The sequence below is a fragment of the Streptomyces griseoflavus genome (genome assembly GCF_014649995.1).
Lineage (GTDB): Bacteria > Actinomycetota > Actinomycetes > Streptomycetales > Streptomycetaceae > Streptomyces > Streptomyces griseoflavus.
This window is the reverse complement of the sequence record NZ_BMUC01000004.1, coordinates 240,905-266,945: the sequence shown is the minus strand read 5'-3', so window position 1 is coordinate 266,945 and position 26,041 is coordinate 240,905. Positions and strand designations below refer to the sequence as shown.

At 72.9% G+C, this 26,041-nt stretch carries 28 protein-coding genes; 15 read left to right on the top strand and 13 right to left on the bottom strand.

All coding sequences use genetic code 11. The features are described 5' to 3' along the window. Positions 1-71: 71 nt before the first annotated feature. Positions 72-932, bottom strand: a complete 861-nt coding sequence (gene folP, locus IE172_RS12145; RefSeq protein WP_190097180.1) for a dihydropteroate synthase — start codon at positions 930-932, stop codon at positions 72-74. Between the two features lie 134 nt (positions 933-1,066). On the opposite strand from folP, the gene IE172_RS12140 reads away from it, so the two are divergent. Both IE172_RS12140 and IE172_RS12135 read left to right on the top strand, forming a co-directional pair. After that, a complete protein-coding gene (locus tag IE172_RS12140) occupies positions 1,067-1,429 on the top strand; it encodes a DivIVA domain-containing protein (RefSeq protein WP_190097179.1) in 363 nt (120 codons plus the stop codon). Continuing rightward, positions 1,426-2,016, top strand: a complete 591-nt coding sequence (locus IE172_RS12135) for a DNA-3-methyladenine glycosylase I (protein WP_190097178.1) — start codon at positions 1,426-1,428, stop codon at positions 2,014-2,016. Before IE172_RS12140 ends, IE172_RS12135 begins: the two co-directional genes overlap by 4 nt. A 109-nt stretch (positions 2,017-2,125) precedes the next feature. On the opposite strand, the gene chcB is transcribed toward IE172_RS12135, so the two are convergent. Further along, the gene (chcB, locus tag IE172_RS12130; RefSeq protein WP_190097177.1) at positions 2,126-2,929 is read right to left on the bottom strand and encodes a 2-cyclohexenylcarbonyl CoA isomerase; all 804 of its coding nucleotides are present in this window, start codon (positions 2,927-2,929) and stop codon (positions 2,126-2,128) included. A gap of 379 nt (positions 2,930-3,308) precedes the next feature. Between chcB and IE172_RS12125 the strand changes: the two genes are divergently transcribed. Then, positions 3,309-3,476, top strand: a complete 168-nt coding sequence (locus IE172_RS12125) for a DUF3117 domain-containing protein (RefSeq protein WP_003966491.1) — start codon at positions 3,309-3,311, stop codon at positions 3,474-3,476. Positions 3,477-3,589: 113 nt separating this feature from the next. On the opposite strand, the gene IE172_RS12120 is transcribed toward IE172_RS12125, so the two are convergent. After that, a complete protein-coding gene (locus IE172_RS12120) occupies positions 3,590-4,396 on the bottom strand; it encodes an O-methyltransferase (protein ID WP_306432787.1) in 807 nt (268 codons plus the stop codon). Positions 4,397-4,564: 168 nt separating this feature from the next. On the opposite strand from IE172_RS12120, the gene sigE reads away from it, so the two are divergent. The 5 genes from sigE (at position 4,565) to IE172_RS12095 (ending at position 9,593) form a co-directional block, all read left to right on the top strand. Further along, positions 4,565-5,224, top strand: a complete 660-nt coding sequence (sigE, locus tag IE172_RS12115) for an RNA polymerase sigma factor SigE (RefSeq protein ID WP_190097176.1) — start codon at positions 4,565-4,567, stop codon at positions 5,222-5,224. After that, a complete protein-coding gene (locus IE172_RS12110) occupies positions 5,221-6,159 on the top strand; it encodes an anti-sigma factor family protein (protein WP_190097175.1) in 939 nt (312 codons plus the stop codon). The genes sigE and IE172_RS12110 overlap by 4 nt, the downstream gene beginning before the upstream one ends. Positions 6,160-6,259: 100 nt before the next feature. Beyond that, a complete protein-coding gene (locus IE172_RS12105; RefSeq protein ID WP_190097174.1) occupies positions 6,260-8,086 on the top strand; it encodes a S1C family serine protease in 1,827 nt (608 codons plus the stop codon). 128 nt (positions 8,087-8,214) lie between these two features. After that, entirely contained in the window at positions 8,215-8,655 is a 441-nt protein-coding gene (locus IE172_RS12100; RefSeq protein WP_190097173.1) for a sec-independent translocase, read from the top strand. A 263-nt stretch (positions 8,656-8,918) separates the two neighbouring features. Then, positions 8,919-9,593, top strand: coding sequence for a hypothetical protein (locus tag IE172_RS12095; protein ID WP_190097172.1), 675 nt, complete (start codon positions 8,919-8,921; stop codon positions 9,591-9,593). Between the two features lie 72 nt (positions 9,594-9,665). Here the strand turns inward: IE172_RS12095 and IE172_RS12090 are convergent, their stop codons facing one another. Genes IE172_RS12090 through IE172_RS12080 form a run of 3 tightly spaced genes read right to left on the bottom strand, consistent with a single transcriptional unit; the run spans position 9,666 to position 12,727 of the window. Further along, positions 9,666-10,799, bottom strand: coding sequence for an Mrp/NBP35 family ATP-binding protein (locus IE172_RS12090; protein ID WP_190097171.1), 1,134 nt, complete (start codon positions 10,797-10,799; stop codon positions 9,666-9,668). A 43-nt stretch (positions 10,800-10,842) separates the two neighbouring features. After that, positions 10,843-11,451: a DUF1003 domain-containing protein gene (locus IE172_RS12085; protein WP_190097170.1), complete on the bottom strand. Its 609-nt coding sequence runs from the start codon at positions 11,449-11,451 to the stop codon at positions 10,843-10,845. Next, the gene (locus IE172_RS12080) at positions 11,441-12,727 is read right to left on the bottom strand and encodes a magnesium transporter MgtE N-terminal domain-containing protein (protein WP_190097169.1); all 1,287 of its coding nucleotides are present in this window, start codon (positions 12,725-12,727) and stop codon (positions 11,441-11,443) included. The genes IE172_RS12085 and IE172_RS12080 overlap by 11 nt, the downstream gene beginning before the upstream one ends. Before the next feature lie 215 nt (positions 12,728-12,942). On the opposite strand from IE172_RS12080, the gene IE172_RS12075 reads away from it, so the two are divergent. Continuing rightward, positions 12,943-13,716: a hypothetical protein gene (locus IE172_RS12075; protein ID WP_190097168.1), complete on the top strand. Its 774-nt coding sequence runs from the start codon at positions 12,943-12,945 to the stop codon at positions 13,714-13,716. 190 nt (positions 13,717-13,906) lie between these two features. On the opposite strand, the gene IE172_RS12070 is transcribed toward IE172_RS12075, so the two are convergent. Both IE172_RS12070 and IE172_RS12065 read right to left on the bottom strand, forming a co-directional pair. After that, positions 13,907-14,422 (bottom strand): hypothetical protein, encoded by a 516-nt coding sequence (locus tag IE172_RS12070; protein WP_190097167.1) that lies wholly within the window; start codon positions 14,420-14,422, stop codon positions 13,907-13,909. Between the two features lie 34 nt (positions 14,423-14,456). After that, the gene (locus tag IE172_RS12065; protein ID WP_190097166.1) at positions 14,457-15,578 is read right to left on the bottom strand and encodes a magnesium and cobalt transport protein CorA; all 1,122 of its coding nucleotides are present in this window, start codon (positions 15,576-15,578) and stop codon (positions 14,457-14,459) included. A 496-nt stretch (positions 15,579-16,074) separates the two neighbouring features. Between IE172_RS12065 and IE172_RS12060 the strand changes: the two genes are divergently transcribed. The 4 genes from IE172_RS12060 (at position 16,075) to IE172_RS12045 (ending at position 19,171) form a co-directional block, all read left to right on the top strand. Then, a complete protein-coding gene (locus IE172_RS12060) occupies positions 16,075-16,659 on the top strand; it encodes a suppressor of fused domain protein (protein WP_190097165.1) in 585 nt (194 codons plus the stop codon). Between the two features lie 113 nt (positions 16,660-16,772). Beyond that, a complete protein-coding gene (locus IE172_RS12055) occupies positions 16,773-17,414 on the top strand; it encodes a DUF6758 family protein (RefSeq protein ID WP_190097164.1) in 642 nt (213 codons plus the stop codon). Positions 17,415-17,556: 142 nt separating this feature from the next. Beyond that, a complete protein-coding gene (locus IE172_RS12050) occupies positions 17,557-18,414 on the top strand; it encodes a PHP domain-containing protein (protein WP_190097163.1) in 858 nt (285 codons plus the stop codon). A gap of 151 nt (positions 18,415-18,565) precedes the next feature. After that, positions 18,566-19,171, top strand: coding sequence for a MarC family protein (locus tag IE172_RS12045; protein ID WP_190097162.1), 606 nt, complete (start codon positions 18,566-18,568; stop codon positions 19,169-19,171). Between the two features lie 113 nt (positions 19,172-19,284). Here IE172_RS12045 and IE172_RS12040 read toward each other — a convergent pair whose 3' ends face one another. After that, the gene (locus tag IE172_RS12040; protein WP_189559336.1) at positions 19,285-19,437 is read right to left on the bottom strand and encodes a DUF8834 family protein; all 153 of its coding nucleotides are present in this window, start codon (positions 19,435-19,437) and stop codon (positions 19,285-19,287) included. 234 nt (positions 19,438-19,671) lie between these two features. Between IE172_RS12040 and IE172_RS12035 the strand changes: the two genes are divergently transcribed. After that, positions 19,672-20,565, top strand: a complete 894-nt coding sequence (locus tag IE172_RS12035; RefSeq protein ID WP_190097339.1) for an NYN domain-containing protein — start codon at positions 19,672-19,674, stop codon at positions 20,563-20,565. On the opposite strand, the gene IE172_RS12030 is transcribed toward IE172_RS12035, so the two are convergent. Together IE172_RS12030 and IE172_RS12025 are read right to left on the bottom strand one after the other, a co-directional pair. Then, positions 20,562-21,422 carry an alpha/beta fold hydrolase gene (locus tag IE172_RS12030; RefSeq protein ID WP_190097161.1) on the bottom strand — a complete coding sequence of 287 codons (861 nt, stop codon included), beginning with the start codon at positions 21,420-21,422 and terminating at the stop codon, positions 20,562-20,564. The two genes, IE172_RS12035 and IE172_RS12030, sit on opposite strands and share 4 nt — an antisense overlap. A gap of 115 nt (positions 21,423-21,537) precedes the next feature. Next, positions 21,538-24,003, bottom strand: coding sequence for a DEAD/DEAH box helicase (locus IE172_RS12025; protein ID WP_190097160.1), 2,466 nt, complete (start codon positions 24,001-24,003; stop codon positions 21,538-21,540). A gap of 479 nt (positions 24,004-24,482) precedes the next feature. Between IE172_RS12025 and IE172_RS12020 the strand changes: the two genes are divergently transcribed. Further along, positions 24,483-25,238: a ferritin-like domain-containing protein gene (locus tag IE172_RS12020; RefSeq protein WP_190097159.1), complete on the top strand. Its 756-nt coding sequence runs from the start codon at positions 24,483-24,485 to the stop codon at positions 25,236-25,238. Between the two features lie 57 nt (positions 25,239-25,295). Here IE172_RS12020 and IE172_RS12015 read toward each other — a convergent pair whose 3' ends face one another. Together IE172_RS12015 and IE172_RS12010 are read right to left on the bottom strand one after the other, a co-directional pair. After that, positions 25,296-25,565 (bottom strand): hypothetical protein, encoded by a 270-nt coding sequence (locus IE172_RS12015; protein WP_190097158.1) that lies wholly within the window; start codon positions 25,563-25,565, stop codon positions 25,296-25,298. 172 nt (positions 25,566-25,737) lie between these two features. After that, a complete protein-coding gene (locus IE172_RS12010) occupies positions 25,738-25,965 on the bottom strand; it encodes a DUF3107 domain-containing protein (RefSeq protein WP_019522837.1) in 228 nt (75 codons plus the stop codon). Positions 25,966-26,041 lie beyond the last annotated feature (76 nt).

Sequence of the window (26,041 nt, the reverse complement as noted above, 5' to 3'; positions counted from 1 at the left end):
CCCGCCCGTCGGCCCCCCGGGCCGGGTCCCGCGCCGGCCCCGCCGTCCGCTGCGCCGGCCCTGGCCGTCCGCTACGCCAGCCCCCGCCGTCCCACGGCCGGCTCCCGCTCCCCGGCGATCGCGGACACCATGTCCAGCACCTGCCGCGTCTCCGCGACCTCGTGCACCCGGTAGACCTGCGCCCCCAGCCACGCCGACACCGCCGTCGTGGCGAGCGTCCCCACCACCCGCTCCTTCACCGGCCGGTCCAGCGTCTCCCCGACGAAGTCCTTGTTGGACAGGGACACCAGCACCGACCACCCGGTGTCCACCATCTCCCCCAGCCGCCGGGTCGCCTCCAGACTGTGCCGGGTGTTCTTCCCGAAGTCGTGCCCCGGATCGATCATGACCGACTCCCGCGCCACCCCCAGCGACACCGCCCGCTCCGCCAGCCCCACGGTCACGTCGAGGATGTCGGCCATGACGTCGTCGTACGTCACCCGGTGCGGCCGCGTCCGCGGCTGCGAGCCGCCCGCGTGGGTGCACACCAGCCCCGCCCCGTACCGCGCGGCGACCTCCGCGAGCCGCGGGTCGACCCCGCCCCAGGCGTCGTTCAGGACGTCCGCGCCCGCCTCGCACACCGCTTCGCCGACGTCGTGCCGCCAGGTGTCCACGCTGATCACGACGTCCGGGAAGCGCCGCCGCACCTCGGCGACGAAGCCGACCGTCCGCCGCGCCTCCTCCTCGGCGGTGACCTCCTCGCCGGGACCGGCCTTCACGCCGCCGATGTCGATGATCGCGGCGCCCTCGGCCACGGCCTGCTCCACGCGTGTGAGCGCGGGCTCGTCGAGGAACGTGGCGCCCCGGTCGTAGAAGGAGTCCGGGGTCCGGTTCACGATCGCCATGATCACCCGCTCGTGCGGTGCGAATTCCCGCCTGCCCAGCCTGAGCATCCCCTGTGACCTCTTCCTCGTGCGTCCGTCCCGGGCCGTCCGCGTCCGCCCGACGGCCCCGAGTGTCAGACTCGCATGGCACGATCGGAGCCACACATCCGACTCCGATTCATCCGACCGTGGGGGCCCCGGCGATGGTTATGTTCCTGTTCCTGGTCGTGGCGCTCGCCGTCGTGGTCGCCGCGGTGACCCTCGCGGTGGTGGGCGGCGGCGACAGCGGCCCGCTGCCCGAGGCCGCCCCCGAGCGTCTGGTGGACCACCTCCCGCCGGACCGGCCGGTCAGCCGCGCGGACGTGGACGGCCTGCGCTTCCCGCCCGCCGCCCGCGGCTACCGCATGGCGGACGTGGACGACGCCCTCGGCCGCCTCGGCGCCGAGATCGCCGAGCGCGACGCCCGGATCGCCGACCTGGAGTCCGCGCTGGCCGGCGCGCGCGCCGCCGCGGCGCACATGTCCCTGGACAAGCCCGCCCCGCACGACGAGGACGAGCGGCCGTGACCGGGGAAGCGGCCGCCCCGGCCGGTCCGGACGGGCTCCCGCGCTGCCCCTGGGCGCTGTCCGCCCCGGACTACGTGGCGTACCACGACGAGGAGTGGGGCCGCCCGGTCCGCGGGGACGACGCCCTCTTCGAGCGGCTCAGCCTGGAGGCGTTCCAGTCCGGCCTGTCCTGGATCACCATCCTGCGCCGCCGCCCCGGCTTCCGGGCCGCCTTCGCCGACTTCAAGATCGTCACGGTCGCGGAGTTCACCGACACCGACCGCGAGCGCCTGCTGGCCGACACCGGCATCATCCGCAACCGCGCAAAGATCGACGCGACGCTCGCCAACGCGCGTCTGCTGGCCGGGTGGGAGCCCGGTGACCTGGACGCCCTGATCTGGTCGCACGCCCCCGACCCGGCCGGCCGGCCGGTACCGAAGACCCTCGCCGAGGTCCCGGCGGTGACCCCCGAGTCGACGGCCCTGTCCAAGGCCCTGAAGAAACGGGGCGTCCGCTTCGTCGGCCCCACCACGGCCTACGCCCTGATGCAGGCGTGCGGCCTGGTCAACGACCACCTCGCCACCTGCACCATGAGAAACACCCCCTGAGCCGCCCCCGCCCAGCCTCACCGACCCGGCGCCGCAGCCCCCAAGGAGCGCGGGGAACTGCGCGCCCAGCCGCAGCGAACCCGCACCCGAAACGGCGCCGCAGGCGCCCTCACCGACCCAGGTACGTCGGCTTCTCCTTGTTCACGAACGCCCGCACCGCGATCGCGTGGTCCTCCGAGGAGCCCGCCCGCGTCTGCAGCTCGTCCTCCTTCTCCAGCGCCTCCTCCAGCGAGTGGCTCAGCCCGTACGCCACCGACTCCTTCAGCGCCGCGTACGCCACCGTCGGCCCCTCGGCCAGCGCGCGGGCCACCTTCTCCGCCTCCGCCCGGAGCTCCGCCGCCGGCACCAGACGGTTGGCGATCCCCAGCTCGTACGCCTCCTGCGCGGAGATGCCGCGCGGGAAGAGCAGCAGGTCGGTGGCGCGCCCGGGGCCGACCACGCGCGGCAGCGTCCAGGAGATCCCCGAGTCGGCGGTCAGCGCGACCCCCGCGAACGAGGTGTTGAACGCAGCCGTGTCCGCGACGATCCGGTAGTCCGCGGCCAGCGCGAAACCGAAGCCGGCGCCCGCCGCGACCCCGTTCACCGCCGCGACCACCGGCTTCGCGGCCCCGGCGATCGCCTTCACGATCGGGTTGTAGTGCTCGCGCACCGTGCTCATGGTCTGCCCCGAACCGGTCTCCCGGTCCTCCTTCAGCAGCCCGATGTGCTCCTTGAGGTCCTGGCCGACGCAGAACGCCCGGTCACCGGCGGCCGTCAGCAGCACGGCCCGCACGGCGTCGTCGTCCGCGGCGGAGCGGACCGCGTCCCGGAGGGCGACCTTCGCCGCGACGTTCAGCGCGTTCATCGCCTCGGGGCGGTTCAGCGTGATCGTCGCGAGCCCGTCGCTCACCTCGTAGAGCACGGTGTCGGCCATGGTGTATCCCTCCGTGTGCGGCTCGGGACGTACCGGTGGAGACGTCCCCCTCTGCTGGACAGCATGACGGAGATCACCGGCCGTGGAGCATGCCCTCCGTGTGAGGTGCGTCAAACGATTCGGTCCCGTTTCCGGTCGCCGGAAGGGAATGCGGCGGCGCAGTATCGCAGTCACATCGCCGAATTGAGTGGTTTTGCTCGCGCGCGTTGCCCAAGCGATGCCTACTGATGTTGGTCATCGGGTCCTGCCATGCGGGATAATGGCCTGGAAGCAATGTGTTCGATGCCGGTGGCGTGTGTCCTGCTTCAAGGACCGCAGGTGCCCTTCAGTGGGCCGTCGGCTCAGACGGTTTAGCCGGGTTTCAGGAAGGGGAACGAGCATGGCGGCCATGAAGCCGCGGACGGGTGATGGCCCGCTCGAGGTGACCAAGGAGGGGCGGGGCATCGTCATGCGCGTTCCGCTCGAAGGCGGCGGTCGGCTCGTCGTCGAGCTGACCCCGGACGAGGCCGACGCGCTCGGCGACGCCCTCAAGAAGGTCGTCGGCTGACGCGCAAGCGACCATACCCTTTCAGTCGCCCCGGTGCCGCACGCGGTGCCGGGGCGGCTGTTTCGCGTACGGGCGCGGTGCGCGGGGCCCGGGTGTCGCCGGTGAACCGGCGGTCACCGCTTCACGGCGCAGAGGAGCCCGTCCCCCACCGGCAGCAGGGACGACACCAGCTCCTGGCTCTCGCGGACGGTCCGCACCAGCTCCCGCAGCCGCAGCACCTCCGACGGCTGCGGACCCGAATCCACCGTGCGTCCGTTCGCGAAGAGACCTTCGAAGGCGACCAGGCCTCCCGGGCGCAGCAGACGCAGCGATTCGGCGAGATAGTCCTGGTACTCCTGCCGGTCGCCGTCACAGAACACCAGGTCGTAACCGGCGTCCGCGAGACGGGGCAGGACGTCCAGCGCGCGGCCGGGGATGAACCGGGCCCGGTTGCCGGCGAAACCCGCCTCGCGGAACGCCTGACGGGCGGACTGCTGGTGCTCCGGCTCCTGGTCGACCGTGGTCAGCACACCGTCCGGCCGCATGCCGTGCAGCAGATGGATCCCGGAGACGCCGCAGCCGGTGCCGATCTCCGCGACCGCCTTGGCGTCCACGCTGGCGGCGAGCAACCGCAGGGCCGCGCCCGTGCCGGGCGACACCGAGCGCAGGCCTGCGTCGCGGGCCCGGTCCCGGGCCCAGTGCAGCGCCTCGTCCTCGGCGACATAGGCGTCGGCGAACGCCCAGCTCGTCTGCCGGTTGGCGGTAATGACCCTCTCCTGTCCCCGTGGTTGCCTGGGCGTGACTGTATCCGTTGGCGTCGGGAACCCGCAGATGGGACCGGTCGTTTGAAGGGGTGAGGACTTGGTGTGCGCCATGACGGGGGGCAGGCAGTGGACGAGGACGCCGAGCAAGTGCTGACGCAGTCGTACGAGCCGTGGCACCCCAGATCAAATTCTCGTAAAACCGCTTATCCGGAGCTAACGGGCGAGGTGGCTATGGTAGGGGCTCCACTGGACACCACCAGAGCCGACAGGGGAGGTGCGGCTGCACCTGTGGATCGCGGAGGAGTGTTCCGGCGCTTCCTCGGATCGGCGGGCAGGCCGAAATCCGTGAACGACACCGCAGCTGACCACGACCGCGCCGGCGACCCGGCCCAGACCGCCACCTTCTCCGGCGAAGCGGACGGGCAGGCGTGGACTCCGCCCAGCTGGGAGGAGATCGTCAGCATGCACAGCGGCCGGGTCTACCGGCTCGCCTACCGTCTCACGGGCAACCAGCACGACGCCGAGGACCTCACCCAGGAGGTCTTCGTCCGCGTCTTCCGTTCCCTGTCGACGTACACGCCGGGCACCTTCGAGGGCTGGCTGCACCGCATCACCACCAACCTCTTCCTGGACATGGTCCGCCGCAAGCAGCGGATCCGCTTCGACGCGCTCGGCGACGACGCGGCCGAGCGGCTGCCCAGCAAGGAGCCCACGCCGCAGCAGGCGTTCAACGACGCCCACTTCGACGCGGACGTCCAGCAGGCCCTCGACACCCTGGCGCCCGAGTTCCGCGCCGCCGTCGTCCTGTGCGACATCGAGGGACTGTCGTACGAGGAGATCGCGGCGACCCTGGGCGTGAAGCTCGGCACCGTCCGGTCCCGCATCCACCGCGGCCGTTCCCAGCTGCGCAAGGCCCTCGCACACCGTTCGCCCAAGGCACGCGCGGAGCGCCGCTCCTTCGTGCCGCGTGTTCCCGCACTGGGAGGAGGGGGCGCGAGCGCGTGAGCGGTTCACAGCCGAAGTCGGCCGAGGGACACCTCGCAGAGCAGCACCTGGGAGACCGACTCTCCGCCCTGGTGGACGGAGAGCTCGGTCATGACGCGCGCGAGCGCGTACTGGCGCACGTCGCCACCTGCGCCAAGTGCAAGGCGGAGGTGGACGCGCAGCGCCGGCTGAAGAACGTCTTCGCGGAGGCGGCCCCGCCGCCGCCCTCCGAGAGCTTCCTGGCCCGCCTCCAGGGGCTTCCGGGCGGCGGGGACTTCGGCGACGGCGGCTCACCGCTGGGCGGCGGCGGGCTGCCGGGCGGCGCGTCGGGGCGCTTCGGCTCGTCCGGGGTCTTCGGGCCCAGGCGGAGCGAGCGCTTCGAGTTCGCGTACACGCCGGTCCGGCGGCACACGCCGGTGGACACGGCGGCCGGCCGGGGACCCGGCGCGCACGCCGTCGGCCGGCACGAGACCGACCGGCCGTCCTCCCGCGGACTGCGGTTCGCCTTCGTCGCCGCCGGAGCGGTGTCGCTGGCCGCGATCGCCCTGGGCGGCGTCACCGTGAGCGGCCCCGTCGACACGGAGACGCGCGGCTCGGGCAAGGGCAGCAACGTGACGCCCGCGCGGACCCAGGGCACCGGCGCGGCGGCGGCGACGCCCGACACGCGTCGCCGTGGCGTCGGGCCGCTGCTGGGCCAGATGGCCGGCCACAGCGGGCTGGGACACACCCCCGTGGCCCCGACCGCCGTCGCCGCACCACTGCTGCCCGGCCTCCCGGCGCCCACCACGGGCGGCGCGACGGCGGTGTCCCCGCTGATACGTCCGCTGGGCACCACCCCGCCGCTCACCCTGGCCGCCTGGGCCGCGTCCTCCGGCCTCCGGGCACCCGGGACCGTCACCGCCGCCGGTACGACGCCGGAGCCGACGCCCACCGGCACCTCCCGCACGGCCCGCTGACCGTTCACTGCGCGGGGGCGCGCGAACCTGGTTCAATTCCAGGTGGCGCGCCCAGGCCCCACGGCCGGGCGCCGAGTCAGTGTCCAGCTGTGGGGAGAGCATGAACCAGGGGAAGCCGGGCCCACCGGGGGATGAGCCGACCGTGCGTCCGGAGACACCCGACGGGGACTTCGAACTGCCGCGCCCGGCCCGGGCAGCCGCAGCCGCCCACGACGAGGGCGACTACGAACTCGAACGCCCCCGGCCCTCCGAAACCCCCCTCCCGCCTCCCAGGACCGCGCCTCCGGCCGCCGGTCCCCGGACGCCGGACGAGGGCGCCACGCCCCCCGCCACACCCGTGCCCGACCCAGGAACGGGCGCCCCCGGCCCCGGAGCGGACGCCCCCGGCCCCGCAGCGGACGTGCCCGGCCCCGGAGCGGACCCCACGAACCCCGCGGCCGCACAGGACGGCGGGAGCGCCGTGCGGGCCGTTCCGGCGTCCGAGGCGGGCGGCGCCCCGGAGCCCGCGACCGGGCCGGACGAGGGGCAGGTACGGCCGTTGCACGACCCCGACCCCTACAGCACCCCGCCGTACGGCGAACCGGGCCCCTGGGCGCCCGCGCCGCCCGTGCAGCACCCGGGGAACACGCCCGCGCACGGTGTGCCGAGCGCCGCCCCGCCGCCGGTCGTGGAAGCGGCCCCGCCCGCCCCCGACAGCCCGGCGGTCACCCCGCCCGCCGACCCCTGGGGCCGCTACGACCCCTGGGCGGTCGCCGCGGCGGCGACGCCGTTGCAGCAGGCCGATCCCGTCCCGACGGACGGGAAGCGGCGGCGCGGACGCACCCGGCGGACGCTGATCGCGGGCGCCCTGCTGCTCGCCCTCGCCTCCGGCGGCGCCGGCGGGATCGTCGGCGCCTACCTGGAGCGCAACGGCGGCATGGGGACCGTGGAACTGCCGCAGGCCGCCGGGAACGACGCCGGCCGCGATCCCGGCAGCGTCGCCGGCATCGCCGCACAGGCCCTGCCCAGCGTCGTCACCCTGCACGTCAGCGGCGCCGGAGCGGCCGGCACCGGGACCGGCTTCGTGCTCGACGAGCGCGGCCACATCCTCACCAACAACCACGTCGTCGAGCCCGCCGGCGACGACGGCGACATCACCGTCACCTTCAACAGCGGCGACACCGCCGAGGCAGCCGTCGTCGGCCGGGACAGCGGCTACGACCTCGCCGTGGTCAGGGTGAAGGGCGTCCGCGGGCTCGCCCCGCTGCCCCTCGGCAACTCCGACAACGCCCGCGTGGGCGACCCCGTTGTCGCCATCGGTGCCCCCTTCGACCTGGCCGGCACCGTCACCTCCGGCATCATCAGCGCCCGCGAGCGGCCCATCACCGCCGGCGGCGAGAAGGGTGACGGCAGCGACGTGTCGTACGTCGACGCCCTCCAGACCGACGCGCCGATCAACCCCGGCAACTCCGGCGGCCCCCTGCTCGACACCGAGGGGCGGGTGATCGGCATCAACTCCGCGATCCGCTCCGCCGACGGCGGCGACGACCCGGACGGCGGCGGCCGGGCCGGCTCCATAGGACTCGGCTTCGCCATCCCGATCAACCAGGGCAAGCGCGTCGCCGAGGAACTGATCAACACCGGGAAGGCGACCCACCCGGTGATCGGCGTCACCCTCGACATGGACTACAGCGGTGACGGCGCGCGCGTCGCCGCCCGGGGCAACGGCGGCGGACCGCCCGTCACCACCGGGGGTCCCGGCGCCAAGGCGGGCATCAAGGCCGGTGACGTCATCACGGAGGTCGACGGCCGCCGCATCCACTCCGGCGAGGAGCTCATCGTCAAGACCCGCGCCCACCGCCCCGGCGACCGGCTGGACCTCACCGTGGAGCGGGACGGGAAGGAACGGAAGGTGTCCCTGGTGCTCGGTTCCTCCGGCGGCGACTGAGCCACAAGGGGCACCGGACAGTACCGGTCGTACGGGATGGCCGGGTACCGTGGACCCGGCCCGGACCACGGAGAGAGCACAGGCCGGCACCGAGGGCCGAGGACCGAAGGCATCGCGAGGAGCTTCAGGTGTTCAATGACATAGGACCGCTCGAGCTGGTGACGCTCATCGTCCTCGCCGTGCTCGTCTTCGGTCCGGACAAGCTCCCCAAGGTCATCCAGGACGTCACCCGCACGATCCGGAAGATCCGGGACTTCTCGGACAGTGCCAAGCAGGACATCCGGGAGGAGCTCGGTCCGGAGTTCAAGGACTTCGAGTTCGAGGACCTCAACCCCAAGACGTACCTCCGCAAGAAGCTGGACAGCGACGAGCTGGGGCTGAAGGAGATCCGTAACGGCTTCGACCTGAAGAAGGAGATGGCCGAGGTCACGGACGCCGTCCACGGCCGTGAGAGCGAGGCCGCGCCGGCCCCCGCCGACTCCGCCGGTGGCCGCGTGGACATGACCAAGAAGCCGGAGCGCGCGGCGGCCGCCGACGACCGCCCGCCCTTCGACATGGACGCCACCTGACCCACGGAAGCGGAGGCCACCGCTCCGTCAGGCCCCGGGACCGGCGGGGCGGGCGTACGCCCCCGCCTACGTGACGCGTTTCATACTCCACACGGGCTGTGCGAGGCCCGATCAGGACGTCCAGGTGGCCCATGCGCCGGGCGCTTTCCCCGGCCTGTGGCCACAGGGTGACTATGCTGCCGACTTGTTGTGCGGAGTGGACGAGTACGCCCGAAGGGGGGCGGGCCGCCCGGTCCGACGAGAGCGAGGAGGCGTCCGGGCACATGGAGACGACGAGTTCGGCGGTCGCGCAGGCACCGGCCGCGGAGGACGGACAACACGTCCCCTCCGCCCGGCGTACGGTCGACGGCTACCTGCGCGCACCGTTCCCCTGGTACGGCCTCGACGAGGCCTTCACGGGCCCGCGCTGGCTGATGCAGGTCGGACTGGCCGCCGACGGAGCCGTCGAGCACGGATCGGTCGGGCACGGCGACGAGCCCTCGGTGCGCAGCGAGTTCGTGGCCGGCGGCGACCCGGAGGCCAAGGAGAAGTTCGCCGTGGTGGTGACCGTGGCCGCCAACCCGGTCCGCCGCAGCGCCGACGGCACCGGACTGCTGGAGGCCACCTCGGTCTCCTCCGCCGCCTGGCTCGCCGGCGTGGGACTGCTGTCCTTCACCTGGCCCGGCCAGATGGACCACTCCCTGCGCGACGACTGGCTGGAGCAGCAGACGGAGACGGCCTGGGCCCTCGCCGACGACCTGCAGGGCGAGGACTGGTCGACCCTGTCCCTGCCCGTGGACGGCGTGCCGACCCCGTTCCACTACCGGGAGTCGGAGTTCGGCTGGGTGCTCGCCGGTTCCACCCGGGCCGGCGTGCACGTGGGCGCGTACGGCCGGGGGATGAGCGCCTACGGCCTGGGCTTCGCCGTGGTCGACGACATCGCCGCGTACGCCGACTGAGCGGACCCCGCACCGAGCGATCACGCCGAAGGGCGCCGTCCGCGTGGACGGCGCCCTTCGGCGTGGAGACCCTCAGAACTTGTTGCGCGGGGTGATCCCCAGGGACATGCCCGACAGGCCCCGCTGGCGGCCGCCCAGCTTGCCGGCGATCGAGCGGAGCGCCGAGCCCGCGGCGGAGTCCGGGTCGGACAGCACCACCGGCTTGCCCTCGTCGCCGCCCTCGCGCAGCCGGACGTCGATCGGGATGGAGCCGAGCACCGGAACGTTCGTACCGGTCGTGCGGGTCAGCCCGTCGGCGACCGTCTGGCCGCCGCCCGTGCCGAACACGTCGACCATCTCGCCGCAGTGCGGGCAGGGCAGCCCGGACATGTTCTCCACCACGCCGACGATCTTCTGGTGGGTCTGCACCGCGATGGACCCGGCCCGCTCCGCCACCTCGGCCGCCGCCTGCTGGGGCGTGGTGACGACGAGGATCTCCGCGTTCGGCACCAGCTGGGCGACGGAGATCGCGATGTCGCCCGTGCCGGGCGGCAGGTCGAGCAGCAGCACGTCCAGGTCGCCCCAGTACACGTCCGCGAGGAACTGCTGGAGCGCGCGGTGCAGCATCGGGCCGCGCCACACCACCGGCGCGTTGCCCGGGGTGAACATGCCGATGGAGATGACCTTCACGCCGTGCGCCGACGGCGGCATGATCATGTTCTCGACCTGGGTCGGACGCCCGTCGGCGCCCAGCATGCGCGGCACCGAGTGGCCGTAGATGTCGGCGTCCACGACACCGACCTTCAGGCCGTCGGCCGCCATCGCCGCCGCCAGGTTCACCGTCACCGACGACTTGCCGACGCCGCCCTTGCCGGACGCCACCGCGTACACCCGGGTCAGGCTGCCCGGCTTGGCGAAGGGCACCTCGCGCTCGGTCTGGCCGCCGCGCAGGGCGTTGGCCAGCTCCTTGCGCTGCTCGTCACTCATGACGTCCAGCGTGACCTCGACACCGGTGACGCCCTCGACCCCGGAGACCGCGTCCGTCACGCGCTGCGTGATGGTGTCCCGCATGGGGCAGCCGGACACCGTCAGGTACACGGTGACCGCGACCGCACCGTCCGCACCGATCTCCACCGATTTGACCATCCCGAGCTCGGTGATGGGCCGGTTGATCTCGGGGTCGTTCACCGTCGCCAGTGCTTCGCGCACCGCGTCTTCCGTAGCCATACCGACGATGGTACGGCGCCGGGCACACCGGCCGGTAAGGACGTCAGCGGTCGTCTGCGTCACGTCCCGGCGGCCGTTCCGCCCGCATCGCCGGGAACGACCCGTGCTGGTCCTTGTGCCCGTTCTGCCGCGCCTCCATCTCCTTGACCATGTCCTGCAGCTCGGAGCGGATCCAGTCCCGGGTGGCCACCTCCCCGAGCCCGATCCGCAGCGCGGCGATCTCCCGGGTCAGGTACTCGGTGTCCGCGATCGACCGCTCGTTCTGCTTGCGGTCCTGCTCCAGGTTGACCCGGTCGCGGTCGTCCTGCCTGTTCTGCGCGAGCAGGATCAGCGGGGCCGCGTAGGAGGCCTGGAGGGACAGGGCCAGGGTCAGGAAGATGAACGGGTACTCGTCGAAGCGCAGCTCCTTCGGCGCGGACACGTTCCACAGCACCCACAGGATGATGACGAACGTCATCCAGACGATGAACCGCCCGGTGCCCAGGAACCGGGCGACGCTCTCCGACAGCCGTCCGAAGGCCTCCGGGTCCCACTCGGGCAGGAACCGGCGCCTGGGGGGCCGCGGCTGGTCCAGCCGGGGCGTGCGCGGCCGTCCGGCCGCCGTGGCGCCCGCCGGCAGCCGCTCGCGTGCGCCGTCGCGCTCAGCCGCCATCGGGCACCGCCTTCTCGTCGGCGAGGTGGAACTCGGTCTCCCGCCAGTCGTCGGGCAGCATGTGGTCCAGCACGTCGTCCACCGTCACCGCGCCCAGCAGCGACCCCGACTCGTCGACCACGGGCGCCGCCACCATGTCGTACGTGGCGAAGAACCCGGCGACCACCGGCAGCGCCGCCTCCGGGTCCAGGGGCTGCAGATCGTCGTCCAGCATCGAGCCGACCAGCGTGTACGGGGGATCGCGCAGCAGCCGCTGGAAGTGCACCGTGCCCAGGTACTTGCCGGTCGGCGTCTCCTCGGGCGGGCGGCAGACGTACACCTGCGCGGCGTGCGCCGGGGACAGGTCGGGCTCCCGGATCCGCGCCAGGGCGTCGGCGACGGTCGCGTCGGGCCGTAGCACGATCGGCTCGGTCGTCATCAGACCGCCCGCCGTGTGCTCCTCGTACGACATCAGGCGCCGCATGTCGGCCGCGTCGGCGGGCTTCATCAGGCTCAGCAGGCGCTCCTTGTCCGCCTCCGGCAGCTCACCGAGCAGGTCGGCCGCGTCGTCGGGGTCCATGGCCTCCAGGACGTCCGCCGCACGCTCCTCCTTCAGCTTGCCCAGGATCTCGATCTGATCGTCCTCGGGCAGCTCCTCCAGGACGTCGGCGAGCCGGTCGTCGTCGAGGGCGGCGGCCACCTCCGCCCGCCGTTTCGGGGAGAGGTGGTGCAGGACGTTGGCGAGGTCGGCGGGGCGCAGCTGCTCGAAGGTGGCGAGCAGGTTCTCGGCGCCCTGCGCGTGCTCCTCCAGGGAGAAGCCGGTGACGGCGGACCACTCCACGGTCAGCGCCTCGCCCTTGCCGCGCCGGAACGCGCCGCCCTTCTTCCCCTTGCGCACGAAGACCCGGTCGATCTCCCACTCGCGGCGGGCCTGCAGCTGATGCACCGACAGGTCCAGGACGGTGACCTCCTCGCCGCTGTCCACGAGCGTCACCCGCCGGTCGAGGAGCTCGCCGAAGACGAGCCGCTCCGTGGGCCGCTGCTCGAAACGCCGCACATTGAGCACCCCGGTCGTGATGACCTGGCCGGACTGCACCGCGGTCACCCGGGTCATGGGCAGGAAGATGCGGCGGCGGGTGGAGAGTTCGACCACCAGGCCGAGCAGCCTCGGCGGCCGCCGGCCGGGCCGCAGGATGACGACGAGATCACGCACGCGCCCCACCTGGTCGCCGGCCGGGTCGAAGACGGCGACACCGGAGACATGTGAGACGAAGAACCGGGGGGCACCCGCTGCCATGGCGGCGGCTCCTTTGCGTGCGGGGTCTTTCGTTGCCGTGTACTGCCTGCTGCGTTCGATTTCCGGATTGCCCGCTCGGGTGGGCTTCAGGCTAGCCCGTCCCGATCGGCCGTGCGCCCGCGGCCGGTCCGGACGGACTGGCTCCGTCCGGCCGCGCACGCCCCGGTACTCTGCGGTACGCCGTTCAGGTCCCCCGTAAGAGAGGCAGCCCACCTGTGATTCCGATCTCCCAGGGCCGATCCCGCAGGGCCAGGCTGGCCGGCGCCGTGTGCGCGCTGCTCGTGACGGGGACGGCGCTCACGGGATGCTCCGAGGATCCGAACGAGGGCACCAACGGGGTGGGCCGGCTGCCCGCCGACCAGATCCAGGACAGGGCCCAGAAGGCCGCCGAGTCGGTCGGCACGGTGCGGCTGCACGGAAGCGTGGTCACCAGTGGGCGCACCTACACGCTCGACATGCGCCTGAAGGAGACCGGTGGCGTCGGCTCGGTCACCACCAAGGGGGAGACGTTCCGCCTCCTGCGGATCGACGAGGAGCTGTACCTGAAGGCCGACGCCGAGTTCTGGAGCCACGGGGCCGACGAGACCGACGGGGGTGAGGGCGGGGCGGGCGGCGCGGCGGACGCGGCGGCGGCCGAGAAGCTCGCCTCGAAGTACGTGAAGGTCCCCCAGGGCGACCCCTCGTACAAGAAGTTCATCGGCTTCACCGACAAGACTGTCCTGCTCAGCGGCCTGCTGACGCTGCACGGCAAGCTGGCCACCGACGGCCACCACGAGCAGTCCGGCGTGCGCACCATCCGGGTCACCGGCGACGAGGGCTCCGGGGGCACCCTGGACGTCTCGCTCGAGGGCAAGCCGTACCCCGTGCGCCTGGTGCGGGCCGGCGAGGCGGGCACCCTCACCTTCTCGGCCTGGGGCACCGACTTCCCGCTGGAGGAACCGGCCAAGGACGAGACCCTGGACTACGGGAAGCAGCTCCCGACCTCCTAGCCGGGAGGGTCCGGCGCGCCGGACCCGGGACCCCCGGTTCGGGCGGGCCAGGGGCGGCCGGGCCCGCCCGCCCGGCACGGGAGGGCGTCGACGTGACGCGGCAGCGGGCCGGTGGGGACGGGGTGCCCGCGGTGGGCGAGCGCGTGCATCCCGGCCCGTGGAGCAGCGGACCGGACCCGCGTGCACGGTCTCAGCCGTGCCGCCGCTTCCTCTTCAGCAGCAGCCGGGGCAGTGCCGCCGGGACCGGCCGTCGGGTCGTCACCGGGGTCGGCAGCGGAGCCTCGGCCAGGGAACCCCCGGGGAGCGGCGAGGTCGCCCCCGTCGGCTCCAGGCGCAGCACCCGGCACTCGCGGGCCCAGCGCTCGGGCATCGTCTCGGCGTCGGGCGCGTTGAGCCGCTTGCCCTTGAGTTCGGCGACCGCCGCCGTCCACGCCTCGGAGTGCGGCGCCACCCGCACGACCGTGGCGGCCCACGACACCAGCCGGCCGCCCTTGTCCTTGCTGCGCACGGTGACCTCGGCGGGCCCGCCGTCGACCAGCCCCGGCAGCGGCTGCTCCCCGGGCCCGTCACCGACGACGCAGGCGGCACCCTCGTGCCAGACGTGCCACAGCGCGCGGGCCGGCACGCCGGGCCCCGCGACCCAGACGAGGCCGGACTTCTTCGTGGCCTCCTCGATGAGGGCCCGGTCGAGCAGCGCACCTGTCATGGGGGCAGCCTATCCGGGCCGGGCGCGGACGCCCTCACAGCCAGCCGTTGCGCTTCAGGGTGCGGTGGATGCCCAGACAGATCGCCACGGTGACCCCGAGGACCACCGGGTAGCCGTACTTCCAGTGGGTCTCCGGCATGTAGTCGAAGTTCATCCCGTACACCCCGCACACCATCGTCGGCACGGCGATGATCGCGGCCCACGAGGTGATCTTCCGCATGTCCTCGTTCTGCGCGACGGAGGCCTGGGCGAGGTTGGCCTGGAGGATGGAGTTCAGCAGTTCGTCGAAGCCGACGACCTGCTCCTGCACCCGCGCCACATGGTCGGCGACGTCCCGGAAGTACTTCTGGATCTCCGGGTCGACCAGCCGCATCGGACGCTCACTCAGCAGCTGCATCGGCCGCAGCAGCGGTGCCACGGCCCGCTTGAACTCCAGCACCTCACGCTTGAGTTGGTAGATCTCACCGGCGTCCGTACCGCGCGGGGTGCCCTTGCGGCCCGGCGAGAACACCTTGGTCTCGACCTCGTCGATGTCGTCCTGCATCGCGTCGGCGACCGCGATGTAGCCGTCCACCACATGGTCGGCGAGGGCGTGCAGCACGGCCGAGGGCCCTTTGGCCAGCAGCTCCGGGTCGTCCTGGAGGCGGTGCCTGAGGGCCCGCAGGGAGCCCTGGCCGCCGTGCCGGACGGTGATGACGAAGTCCCGGCCGGTGAAGCACATCACCTCACCGGTCTCGACGACCTCACTGCCGGCGGAGTGCCGCTCGTGGTCGAGGTAGTGGACGGTCTTGAAGACCGTGAACAGCGAGTCGTCGTAGCGCTCCAGCTTGGGCCGCTGATGGGCCTGGACGGCGTCCTCCACCGCCAGCGGGTGCAGCCCGAACTCCTCGGCGATGCCCGCGAATTCGGCCTCGTTCGGCTCGTGCATGCCGATCCAGACGAAGCCCCCGTCGCGGCGCACGAGACGCATCGCCTCCTGGGGGCCGAGCGGGCCGCCCCCGGTCTCCAGGCGGCGGCCGTCGCGGTAGACGGCGCAGTCCACGACGGCACTGGCCGTCCCGGCGTCGCGGGTGGGGTCGTACGGGCCGCTCTCCTTGCGCAGCGAGATGCGGGAGGAGGGACGGACCACGGCGCGCAGGTCGCGGATCATCGACATGGCGGGCTCCTTCGCGGGCAGGCAACGAAAGGCGCCGGAACGACGGGTGGAACAACCCGGAATGAGGACGTCCTGGACTGTGCGTATGGGGCACGTCCACAAAGCGGGGAGCACCGCACCGTCGCGGTGGCGAGCTTCGTCGCTGATTCAGCTACTGGGGCAGATCAGGCAGAACGAAACGAAGTGCTCTTCCGATGGAGACGCGCGCGGAGAGTGAGGCGGCAGCCGGACAGGAGGCGACTACATCAGAGGGCGGAAGAGCGGGTGCTACTGCACGGTCGACTTCGGTCCATGCGAGCCCCACCTCCTCCGGCCGGTCCCTCGTGAGGGACGATCCACGATCCCCTGCGGGGATTTCCCCTCGACAGGGGAGCGTCGTACAGCGTTCGGGACGATCGGACGCCACTGGCTGTCCGAATCACCGGGCAAGCGTATCAGCCGACTGCCGTGTCAAGGCCCCGCTTTGCCCCGTACCGACGAGTTCTATGCTCGCCGCATGGCTGATGTTCTTCCTCTGGTCGAGGCCCGGCTGCGCACGGCGCTGGGCGAGCCGGACGCGCGCGCGGCGGTCACCTTCCTGGGCACGGACCGGATCGAGGTGCTGCGCTTCCACGAGGGCGACATCGCGCGCTACGCCACCCTCGGCATGTCCGCGCAGCCCATGACCGACCCCACGGCGGTGGTCGCGGACCCGGTCAAGGGGCCGCGCGTCGAGCTGGTGCTGTCGGTGCGGGCCGGCGTCGCGGACACCGACAAGGTGCTCCGCCCGCTCGCGGTCCTGGCCGCGTCCCCGCAGGTCGAGGGCGTGGTCGTGGCCCCCGGAGCCTCGCTCGACGTGGGTGAACCGCTGTGGCCCGGCGCCCCGTTCACCTCGGTGCTGGTCGCCGAGCCGGGCGGTCTGGTGGAGGACCTGGAGCTCGACGAACCGCTGGATCCCGTCCGGTTCCTGCCGCTGCTGCCGATGACTCCGAACGAGGCGGCCTGGAAGCGGGTGCACGGCGCCCAGGCCCTCCAGGAGCGCTGGCTGAACCAGGGCACGGACCTGCGCGACCCGACCCGCAGGTCTGCCTCGCTGGACTGAGCCCGGCGGCCGGCACGCATCACCCCGGTGAGGGTGTTCATCGCACAAGATGAGTGCGCTGGACGGGTGATCGTCCTTGACGTGGCGCGGCGGAGCTAGGACCGTGGGGCCCTATGAGGGGCGAACCCAGTTGCCCGAAGTGCGGTGGCCGGGTCAGGGCTCCCGGCCTCTTCTCGGATGCCTGGCAGTGCGACGCACACGGCACCGTGCACCCGATGCAGCCCGTGATACCGCCGAGCGTCGAGGCCCTGGAGGTCGTGGTGCACCGCACCAGGGTGCCGGTGTGGATGCCGTGGCCGCTGCCGGTCGGCTGGCTCTTCACGGGGGTGGCCAGCGCGGGCGACGACCGCAGCGGGGGCCGGGCGACCGCCGTCGCCTGCACCGGTCCGGGACCGCTCGGCGGCATGGGCGAGCTGATCCTGGTCGCCGAGGAACTCGGCGTCGGCCTCGGCGCGCGGTACGCGGGCACCGAGGGCCCGGACCCGGGCCCGTACATGAACGTCGAGAAGCCGGCCCAGGCGAAGGTGCTGGCCGCCGGCCGGCCGACCCCGCTCTGGCACGTCTCCAGGACGCCCGACGACCGCGCCGTCTTCGCCGGCGAGGCGCTCGGCATGTGGCTGTGGGCGGTGGTGTGGCCGGAGCAGTCCGGGATGCTGATGTACGACGAGCTGGTCCTGACCGACCTGCGCGACGCCGGCGCCGAGGTGGAACTGGTGCCCTGCGGGGCGCTCTCCCCCCGCCTGCTGGAGGCGTAGGCGCTCCGGACCGCGCCGGAGCGGTCGGTGGCAGGGAAGCCGGTAGGGGGCGCGGAGCGGGTTCGGGTATGACGGGGGAGGTCGGGAATCCGGTTATCCTGAAGCGTCCCCGTCCGTCCGACACCGCTTGGAGTAACGCGTCGTGCGTATCGACCTGCACACCCACTCCACCGCGTCCGACGGTACGGACACGCCCGCCGACCTGGTCCGCAAGGCGGCCGCCGCCGGTCTGGACGTCGTCGCGCTGACCGACCACGACACCACCCGCGGGCACGCCGAGGCGCTCGCCGCGCTGCCGGCGGGACTGACGCTGGTCACCGGAGCCGAGCTCTCCTGCCGGCTCGACGGCATCAGCATGCACATGCTGGCCTACCTCTTCGACCCCGAGGAGCCCGCGCTGCTCGCCGAGCGCGAGCTCGTCCGGGACGACCGGGTGCCCCGTGCCAAGGGCATGATCGCCAAGCTGAACGCGCTGGGTGTGCCGGTCACCTGGGAGCAGGTCGCGAGGATCGCCGGGGGCGGCTCGGTGGGACGCCCGCACGTGGCCTCCGCGCTCGTCGACCTGGGGGTCGTGCCGAGCGTGAACGACGCCTTCACCCAGGAATGGCTGGCCGACGGCGGCCGCGCGCACATGGAGAAGCACGAGACCGACCCCTTCGAGGCCCTGCGGCTGGTCAAGAACGCGGGCGGGGTCGCCGTCTTCGCGCACCCGGCCGCGACCAAGCGCGGCCGGACCGTGCCGGAGTCCGCCGTCGTCGCGCTGGCCGAGGCCGGACTCGACGGCATCGAGGTCGACCACATGGACCACGACCCCGACACCCGGGCCCGGCTGCGCGGCCTGGCCAAGGAACTGGGGCTCCTGGTCACCGGCTCCAGCGACTACCACGGCAGCCGCAAGTCCTGCGTCCTCGGCGAGTTCACCACCGACCCCGAGGTCTACGGCGAGATCACGCGCCGTGCGACCGGGGCGTTCCCGGTGCCGGGGGCCGGAGGAGTCTGAGGCTTCCCTCCCGGACACGGCGCCGACGCGCCCGGGTCCGGCTCCTCACCCTCCCGACCCACCCCTTTCCCGTACGCGGGCACCGTCGCACGCGTGCGTACCGCCCCATGCGCCCCCGTGCGCCCTTCACCGTTTCCTCAGCAAGGCAGTCATGCTCGACATCGCCGTCTTCGGCTCTCTGTTCCTGACCCTGTTCGTCATCATGGACCCCCCGGGGATCACCCCGATCTTCCTCGCCCTGACCGCGGGCCGGCCCGCCAAGGTGCAGAAGCGGATGGCCTTCCAGGCCGTCTGCGTGGCCGGTGGCGTGATCACCGTGTTCGGGCTGCTCGGCCATCAGATCCTCGCCTACCTGCACGTCTCGGTGCCGGCGCTGATGATCGCGGGCGGGCTGCTCCTCCTGCTGATCGCCCTCGACCTGCTCACCGGCAAGACCGACGAGCCGCAGCAGACCAAGGACGTCAACGTCGCGCTCGTCCCGCTGGGCATGCCGCTGCTCGCCGGGCCGGGCGCGATCGTGTCGGTCATCCTGGCCGTGCAGAAGGCCGACGGCGTCACCGGGCAGATCTCGGTGTGGTCGGCGATCCTCGCCATCCACGTCGTGCTGTGGCTGGTGATGCGCTACTCGCTGCTGATCATCCGCGTCATCAAGGACGGGGGAGTGGTCCTGGTGACGCGCCTGGCGGGCATGATGCTGTCCGCGATCGCGGTGCAGCAGATCATCAACGGCGTCACCCAGGTGATCCAGGGCGCCTGATCGCCGCACCGGCGCGGTGAACGCACGGAGCCCCCGTACCGTTGGCGGTACGGGGGCTCCGCGGTGCGTACCGGGTCCCGGCCCGTGTGGCCGGTGTCCGCGCGCGACGGGCGTTACGAGGCCGGTGTGTCGGCCGGGCGGATCCACAGGCGCTGTCCGATGGCGGCGGCCTGCTGCACGATGCTGTTGACGGAGGCGGCGTCCACGACGGTCGAGTCCACGGGTGTGCCGTCGACGTCGTCGAGTCGCATGATTTCGAAGCGCATAGGGCTTCTCCCTTCGTCTGGTCATCCTCCTGGAGGAGAACTACTCGGTGGGGCGGCCCACGGGCCTCCGGGCCCGTGTTCTCTGAACGGTTCAACGGGATGCGTGGTGCAAACATTCCCTACGCTAAAGAAAATGTTCGATCGACTAAATACTGACGAGTAAGGGTTTCGTTTCGAAGGGGACCGACCGGGACCGGTTGTGTTCATAGCGTGACCACCGGGACAATGGACGTGATGAACGACGACCTCGCGGCCCTGCACGCCCGTATCGACCGCACGAACGAACTGCTTCAGCGGATGCTCGCCGAGGTGGCGAAGACACCCTCGACCCATGCGATCTTCGTCGACGCCGGGTACCTGTACGCCGCCGCGGGCCGGCTCGTGGCCGGGACGGAGGACCGCCGGGCCTTCGACCTCGACGCCGAGGGACTCATCGACGCGCTCATCGACCGGGCCCGCACCGTCTTCGCCGACAGCAGGCTGCTGCGCGTCTACTGGTACGACGGGGCCAGGCGCCGCATCCACACCGCCGAGCAGCAGACCATCGCCGAACTCCCCGACGTCAAGGTCCGCCTCGGCAACCTCAACGCCAACAACCAGCAGAAGGGCGTCGACAGCCTGATCCGCACCGACCTGGAGTCACTGGCCCGGCACCGCGCCATCAGCGACGCGGCCCTGCTCGGCGGCGACGAGGACCTCGTCTCGGCCGTCGAGGCGGCGCAGGGATACGGCGCACGGGTCCACCTCTGGGGCATCGAGGCGCCAGAGGGGCGCAACCAGGCGGAGCCGCTGCTCTGGGAGGTCGACAGCCAGCGCACCCTCGACCTCGACTTCTTCAAGCCCTACGTCTCCCGGCGCACCGCACCGGCGTACGAGGCCGCCACGGGCCGGCCCACCCGCGAGGACGTCCGGTTCGTCGGCGCGCAGATCGCCGCGAAGTGGCTGGTCGTACGCGGCCGGGAAGCCATGGCGGAACTCCTCCCCGGCCACCCCTACCTGCCCGGGTCCGTCGACCAGGACCTGCTGGTGGAGGCGGAGAGCCTGCTGCAGTACTCCCTGCGCGGCCAGGCCGACCTGCGCCGGTCCCTGCGCGACGGCTTCTGGGCCCACCTCCAGGCCCAGTGCTAGCGGGAGGCGTCCCAGAAGTCGGCGAGCGCGCGGGCGGTCGGCGCGGGCCGGTCGACGGCGGGTGAGTGCTCGGCCCCGTCGACGACCGTACGGTGCGCGCCCAGCCGGCGGGCCATCCCGTCGAGGTCCGGCACCGGCCAGGTGTCGTCGCGCGCGCCTGACAGGACATGGAACGGCAGCGGTACGGACGCCAGTTCGGCGACACGGTCCGGCTCCGCGCACAACTGGCGTCCTGTAGCCAGCAGTTGCGCGGGCTTGGTGCCCAACCAGCGTTCCCTCAGCCACTCCTGGCCTCCGATCCCGCGGGCCGGGCCGCCGACCTCCTCCGGCGGGCCCATGGCGAGGATCGCCTCCCAGCACTCCGCCATCGACATCACCGCGAGAGCGTCCCGGAGCAGCCTCACCCGCTGCTCCTGGGAGACGGAGATCCGCGCCGGCCCCGAGGAGACGAGGGTGAGGGAGCGGAAGGGTGAGGGGTCGAGGAGGACGGCGGCCCGGGCGATCTGGCCGCCGAGCGAGTGCCCGACGAGATGCACGGGCGCGTCGAGCGCCGCCGCCTGCGCGAGCACGTCCCGCGCCAACTCCTCCTGCGCGTAAGCGGATTCGTCGTCGGCGGGTCCGTCCGACTCGTACTGCCCCCGCCCGTCCACGGCGACGGTGCGATAGCCGCGCGCGGCGAGCGGCTCGTGCACCAGCGCGAAGTCCTCCTTGCTGCCGGTGTACCCGGGCAGCAGCAGGACGGTCCCGCGGGCCGTGGCCCCCGGGGCGGGGGGCACGTCCACGACGGCGAACTCACCGCGGTCGGTGCGCAGTCGGCGTGCGCCGGAGGTCGGGGCGGGCGCGGAGTGGCTGGTCACGTGGGCGAGGGTAGTCGCCGCCCTCGGCCGGCGCCGCGCGGGTGGGCGAGTGGGGGAGCGGACATGCCGACGGCCCGGCCCCCGCGAGGGGGACCGGGCCGTCGGCGCGGGTGCGTCAGCTCTCCGCGGGTTCCGCGGCGGCCGTGGCCTTCCGGGTACGGCGGGCCTTGGGCTTCGCCTCCTCGGCGGCCTCCGTCTCCGGCGCGGACTGCGCGGGGATGTCGGCGGCGGCCTTGCGGGTGCGGCGCGGCTTGGCCTCGGCGGCCTCGGCCGTGTCGCCGGCGGCGGTGGCGGCTGCCGTCTTGCGCGTGCGCCGGGGCTTGGCCTCGGCGGTGTCCACGGCGGCCTCCGCCTTCTTGGCGGCCGTCTTGCGGGTGCGGCGCGGCTTGGCCTCCGCCTCTTCGGCCTCCGGCGCCGTCTGCGCCGGGATCTCGACGGCGACGGCCGGCTCCACGGCCTCGGCGGCCTTGCGGGTGCGGCGCGGCCTGGCCTCGGCGGCCTCGGCCGTGTCGCCGGCGGTGGCCGCCGTCTTCCGCGTGCGCCGGGGCTTGGCCTCGGCGGTGTCGACGGCCTCCTCGGCCTTCGCGGCAGCGGTCTTCCGGGTGCGGCGCGGCTTGGCCTCCGCCGCCTCGGCCTTCGCCTCGGCGGTGTCGACGACCGTCTCGGCCTTCGCCGCCGTCTTGCGGGTGCGGCGCGGCTTGGCCTCGACGGCTTCGGCCGGCTCGGCGTTCGCCTCGGCGGTGTCGAGCACCGTCTCGGCCTTCGCGGCGGTCTTGCGGGTGCGGCGCGGCTTGGTCTCCGCCGCCTCGGCGGTGTCGACGACCGTCTCGGCCTTCACGGCCGTCGTGCGGGTACGGCGGCGGCTCGGCTCCGCGGCCGGGGCCTCGGGCTCCGCGGCCGGCGCCTCGGGCTCCGTGGCGACCGGGGCCGCGACAGCCACCGCGGTCTCCTCGGCCGGGGACGGGTCGACGGACGTCACCGTGTCCACCGTCACCGGCTCCGCGGACCTGCGGGTCCGGCGACGGCGCGGCTTGGCGGGCGCCTCGGCGGCGTCCACCGTGCCCTCGGCCGTGCCGACAGCCGACTCCGCCGCCTCCACGGACTCCACCGGGCTCGCCGACGGCGCCCCGGACGCGGCGCCGCCGCGCGTGCGGCGACGACGGCGCGGGGTGCGTGCGGCCGTGTCGGTCTCCGCCTCGCCGGAGCCTTCGGCGACCGGGCCCGCGGGCTGCTGGGCCGCCTCGCCCAGCGGCGTGCCGCCTCGCGTGCGGCGGCGGCGCCGCGGCGTGCGCGGGGCACTCTCCCGCTCCTCGTGACGCGAGTCTCCGCGTCCGTCCCGGCCGCCTCGCCCGCCGTCCCGGCCACCACGCCCGCGCGGTGCGCGGCCGCCCGGCTCGCCCAGGTCCTCCAGCTCCTCCGCGTCCAGCCCGGCACGGGTGCGCTCCGAGCGCGGCAGGATGCCCTTGGTGCCCTCGGGGATGCCCAGGTCCGTGAACAGGTGCGGCGAGGTGGAGTACGTCTCCGGCGGGTCGCTGAAGCCCAGGTCCAGTGCCTTGTTGATGAGCTGCCAGCGCGGGATGTCGTCCCAGTCGACCAGCGTGATCGCCGTACCCTTCGCGCCCGCGCGGCCGGTACGGCCGATGCGGTGCAGGTACGTCTTCTCTTCCTCGGGGGACTGGTAGTTGATGACGTGGGTGACGCCCTCGACGTCGATACCGCGGGCGGCGACGTCGGTGCAGACGAGCACGTCCACCTTGCCGTTGCGGAACGCGCGCAGCGCCTGCTCACGGGCACCCTGGCCGAGGTCGCCGTGGACCGCGCCGGAGGCGAAGCCGCGCTGCTTGAGCTGGTCGGCGAGGTCGGCGGCGGTGCGCTTGGTGCGGCAGAAGACCATGACCAGGCCGCGGCCGTCGGCCTGCAGTATCCGCGCGACCATCTCGGGCTTGTCCATGTTGTGGGCGCGGTAGACGAATTGCGTCGTGTTCGCGACCGTGGCGCCCTCGTCGTCCGGCGTCGTGGCGCGGATGTGCGTCGGCTGCGACATGTAGCGCCGGGCCAGTCCGATCACCGCGCCCGGCATGGTGGCCGAGAACAGCATCGTCTGGCGCCTGACCGGAAGCATGTTGATGATCTTCTCGACGTCGGGCAGGAAGCCCAGGTCGAGCATCTCGTCGGCCTCGTCGAGGACGAGCGCCTTCACGTCCTTCAGGTTCAGCTTCTTCTGGCCCGCGAGGTCGAGCAGTCGGCCCGGGGTGCCGACGACCACGTCGACGCCCTTCTTCAGGGCCTCGACCTGAGGCTCGTAGGCCCGGCCGCCGTAGATCGCCGTGACGCGCACGTTGCGCACCTTGCCGGCGGTGAGCAGGTCGTTGGTGACCTGCGTGCACAGCTCGCGGGTGGGGACGACCACCAGCGCCTGCGGGGTGTCGGTGAGGTCCTCGGGCCGGGCGCGGCCGGCCTCCACGTCCGCGGGGACGGTGACGCGCTCGAGGAGCGGGAGGCCGAAGCCCAGCGTCTTGCCGGTGCCGGTCTTGGCCTGGCCGATGACGTCCGTGCCCGTCAGGGCCACGGGGAGCGTCATCTCCTGAATGGGGAAGGGAGTGGTGATGCCGACGGCCTCCAGGGCCTCGGCGGTCTCGGGGAGGATTCCGAGCTCTCGGAACGTCGTAGTCAGGGTGCTGCCTCTTCTGTGTGCGCGGTGCGAGGCGAGCGCGGGGGTCGTGTAGGGACCGTGCCGGGGACGTCGGCTGCCTTGAGGGCGGGGCCGAAGGACACGGGACCACTGCCGACGCTCGAGCGTTCGTACCGCTGAGGTGTCCCTCCGGATTCCGTACGCACGGTGCCGTACGGCCGAGAAGGCTGTCGGGTCGGAGCCGATCGGGCCTCCGACCGGGCATCCTCATACATGCGGCCCGTCGAGTACGTCAGAGTGCTCAGCAGGCGCCTTACCACCATACCCCGGATTCGCGCACACGCCATGGCCGATGTGGTCACGTAGTCGTCGTCACACTGATCGGTCGGGACCCTACGGTGTGGGACAAGCGGGCTATTGTGCGCTTCATGACGAGCTCTGACAAGCCTGACAACGCCGCGGACACCCCCGACACCAACGCCGGACACACCGGCGTCGCCGCCATGGACTGGGCGGCCGCCTCCGCCGACCCCCAGTACCGTGCCGCCGTCGTGGATCTGCTCGGCGCGCTCGCGTACGGCGAACTGGCGGCGTTCGAGCGGCTCGCGGAGGACGCCAAGCTGGCGCCCACGCTGGCGGACAAGGCGGAGCTGGCGAAGATGGCCTCGGCCGAGTTCCACCACTTCGAGCGGTTGCGCGACCGGCTCGCCGAGATCGGTGAGGAACCGACCCTCGCCATGGAGCCCTTCGTCGCCGCCTACGACGGCTTCCACAAGCAGACGGCTCCCTCCGACTGGCTGGAGGGCCTGGTCAAGGCCTATGTCGGCGACTCCATCGCCAGTGACTTCTACCGGGAGGTCGCGGCCCGGCTGGACTCCGACAGCCGCGCCCTGGTGCTGGCCGTGCTCGACGACACGGGGCACGGCGGCTTCGCCGTGGAGAAGGTGCGCGCGGCGATCGACGCGGACCCGCGCGTCGGCGGACGGCTCGCTCTGTGGGCGCGGCGGCTGATGGGCGAGGCGCTCTCGCAGTCCCAGCGGGTGGTCGCGGACCGGGACGCGCTGTCGACGATGCTGGTGGGCGGGGTGGCGGACGGCTTCGACCTGGCCGAGGTCGGCAAGATGTTCTCCCGGATCACCGAGGCGCACACCAAGCGGATGGCGGCCCTGGGACTGGCGGCCTGAGGGAGCCCCGGCACGCGCGGTGCCCGGATCACCCCCGGCGCCGCCCCCGGCGGCCGGTCAGGCGGTCGCCGATCGGCGGCGCAGTCTTCCCGCGGGGCGCAGCAGCAGCGACAGCGACGCCACGGACACGATCGCCGCACCGAGCAGTATCGTCAGGAAGCTCCCGGCGTCCAGCGCGGTGTTCATGACGAAGGCACCGGACAGCGCTCCGGCCACGCCGGTCGGCAGGACCAGGGTGCGGGCGGGCAGACGGTGCGGCAGGCGCTGATACGCCACCCACGCCAGGGTCAGGCCGAGGATCGCGGAGCTGAGCGCTTCCAAGAGCATGCTGGGGTCCCTCCCACATGGCCGGCGTGCTCACATCGGTCGTAGCCCGTCCTACCCCTGACCTGCGGAATCCAATCCACCCCTGCGGGGGACCCGTGCCCCCTCGCGGGGAACGCGGAAGGGCCCGGCGGTACGGAACCGCCGGGCCCTTCGCTCTGCCTCCGGTCGTCGCCTACAGCGCGCCGAAGCCCACCTTGCGGGGGGCCGGCTCGCCGATCTCGACGTACGCGAGACGGTCGGCCGGGACCAGGATCTTGCGGCCGTGCTCGTCCACGAGGCTCAGCAGCTGCGACTTGCCGGCCAGCGCCTCGGCCACCACACGCTCGACCTCCTCGGCGCTCTGACCGCTCTCCAGAACGATCTCGCGGGGCGCGTGCTGCACGCCGATCTTGACCTCCACGGCTATGTCCCTCCGACGGTCAGTGAGTGCGCGACCTTCCGCGCCGTACCAGCACACATTAGCCCGGTGAGGGGAC

Bases quoted from the DNA above. Each gene is read 5' to 3' on its own strand.
- IE172_RS12140 (WP_190097179.1), top strand. From the start codon at position 1,067: ATGGTTATGTTCCTGTTCCTGGTCGTGGCGCTCGCCGTCGTGGTCGCC.
- IE172_RS12020 (WP_190097159.1), top strand. From the start codon at position 24,483: ATGACGAGCTCTGACAAGCCTGACAACGCCGCGGACACCCCCGACACC.
- IE172_RS12015 (WP_190097158.1), bottom strand. From the start codon at position 25,565: ATGCTCTTGGAAGCGCTCAGCTCCGCGATCCTCGGCCTGACCCTGGCG.
- IE172_RS12105 (WP_190097174.1), top strand. From the start codon at position 6,260: ATGAACCAGGGGAAGCCGGGCCCACCGGGGGATGAGCCGACCGTGCGT.
- IE172_RS12090 (WP_190097171.1), bottom strand. From the start codon at position 10,799: ATGGCTACGGAAGACGCGGTGCGCGAAGCACTGGCGACGGTGAACGAC.
- IE172_RS12095 (WP_190097172.1), top strand. From the start codon at position 8,919: ATGGAGACGACGAGTTCGGCGGTCGCGCAGGCACCGGCCGCGGAGGAC.
- IE172_RS12070 (WP_190097167.1), bottom strand. From the start codon at position 14,422: ATGACAGGTGCGCTGCTCGACCGGGCCCTCATCGAGGAGGCCACGAAG.
- IE172_RS12040 (WP_189559336.1), bottom strand. From the start codon at position 19,437: ATGCGCTTCGAAATCATGCGACTCGACGACGTCGACGGCACACCCGTG.
- IE172_RS12060 (WP_190097165.1), top strand. From the start codon at position 16,075: ATGGCTGATGTTCTTCCTCTGGTCGAGGCCCGGCTGCGCACGGCGCTG.
- IE172_RS12065 (WP_190097166.1), bottom strand. From the start codon at position 15,578: ATGTCGATGATCCGCGACCTGCGCGCCGTGGTCCGTCCCTCCTCCCGC.
- IE172_RS12045 (WP_190097162.1), top strand. From the start codon at position 18,566: ATGCTCGACATCGCCGTCTTCGGCTCTCTGTTCCTGACCCTGTTCGTC.
- IE172_RS12055 (WP_190097164.1), top strand. From the start codon at position 16,773: ATGAGGGGCGAACCCAGTTGCCCGAAGTGCGGTGGCCGGGTCAGGGCT.
- IE172_RS12125 (WP_003966491.1), top strand. From the start codon at position 3,309: ATGGCGGCCATGAAGCCGCGGACGGGTGATGGCCCGCTCGAGGTGACC.
- IE172_RS12035 (WP_190097339.1), top strand. From the start codon at position 19,672: ATGAACGACGACCTCGCGGCCCTGCACGCCCGTATCGACCGCACGAAC.
- IE172_RS12080 (WP_190097169.1), bottom strand. From the start codon at position 12,727: ATGGCAGCGGGTGCCCCCCGGTTCTTCGTCTCACATGTCTCCGGTGTC.
- folP (WP_190097180.1), bottom strand. From the start codon at position 932: ATGCTCAGGCTGGGCAGGCGGGAATTCGCACCGCACGAGCGGGTGATC.
- IE172_RS12085 (WP_190097170.1), bottom strand. From the start codon at position 11,451: ATGGCGGCTGAGCGCGACGGCGCACGCGAGCGGCTGCCGGCGGGCGCC.
- chcB (WP_190097177.1), bottom strand. From the start codon at position 2,929: ATGGCCGACACCGTGCTCTACGAGGTGAGCGACGGGCTCGCGACGATC.
- IE172_RS12025 (WP_190097160.1), bottom strand. From the start codon at position 24,003: ATGACGCTCCCCGTGGCCCTGACGGGCACGGACGTCATCGGCCAGGCC.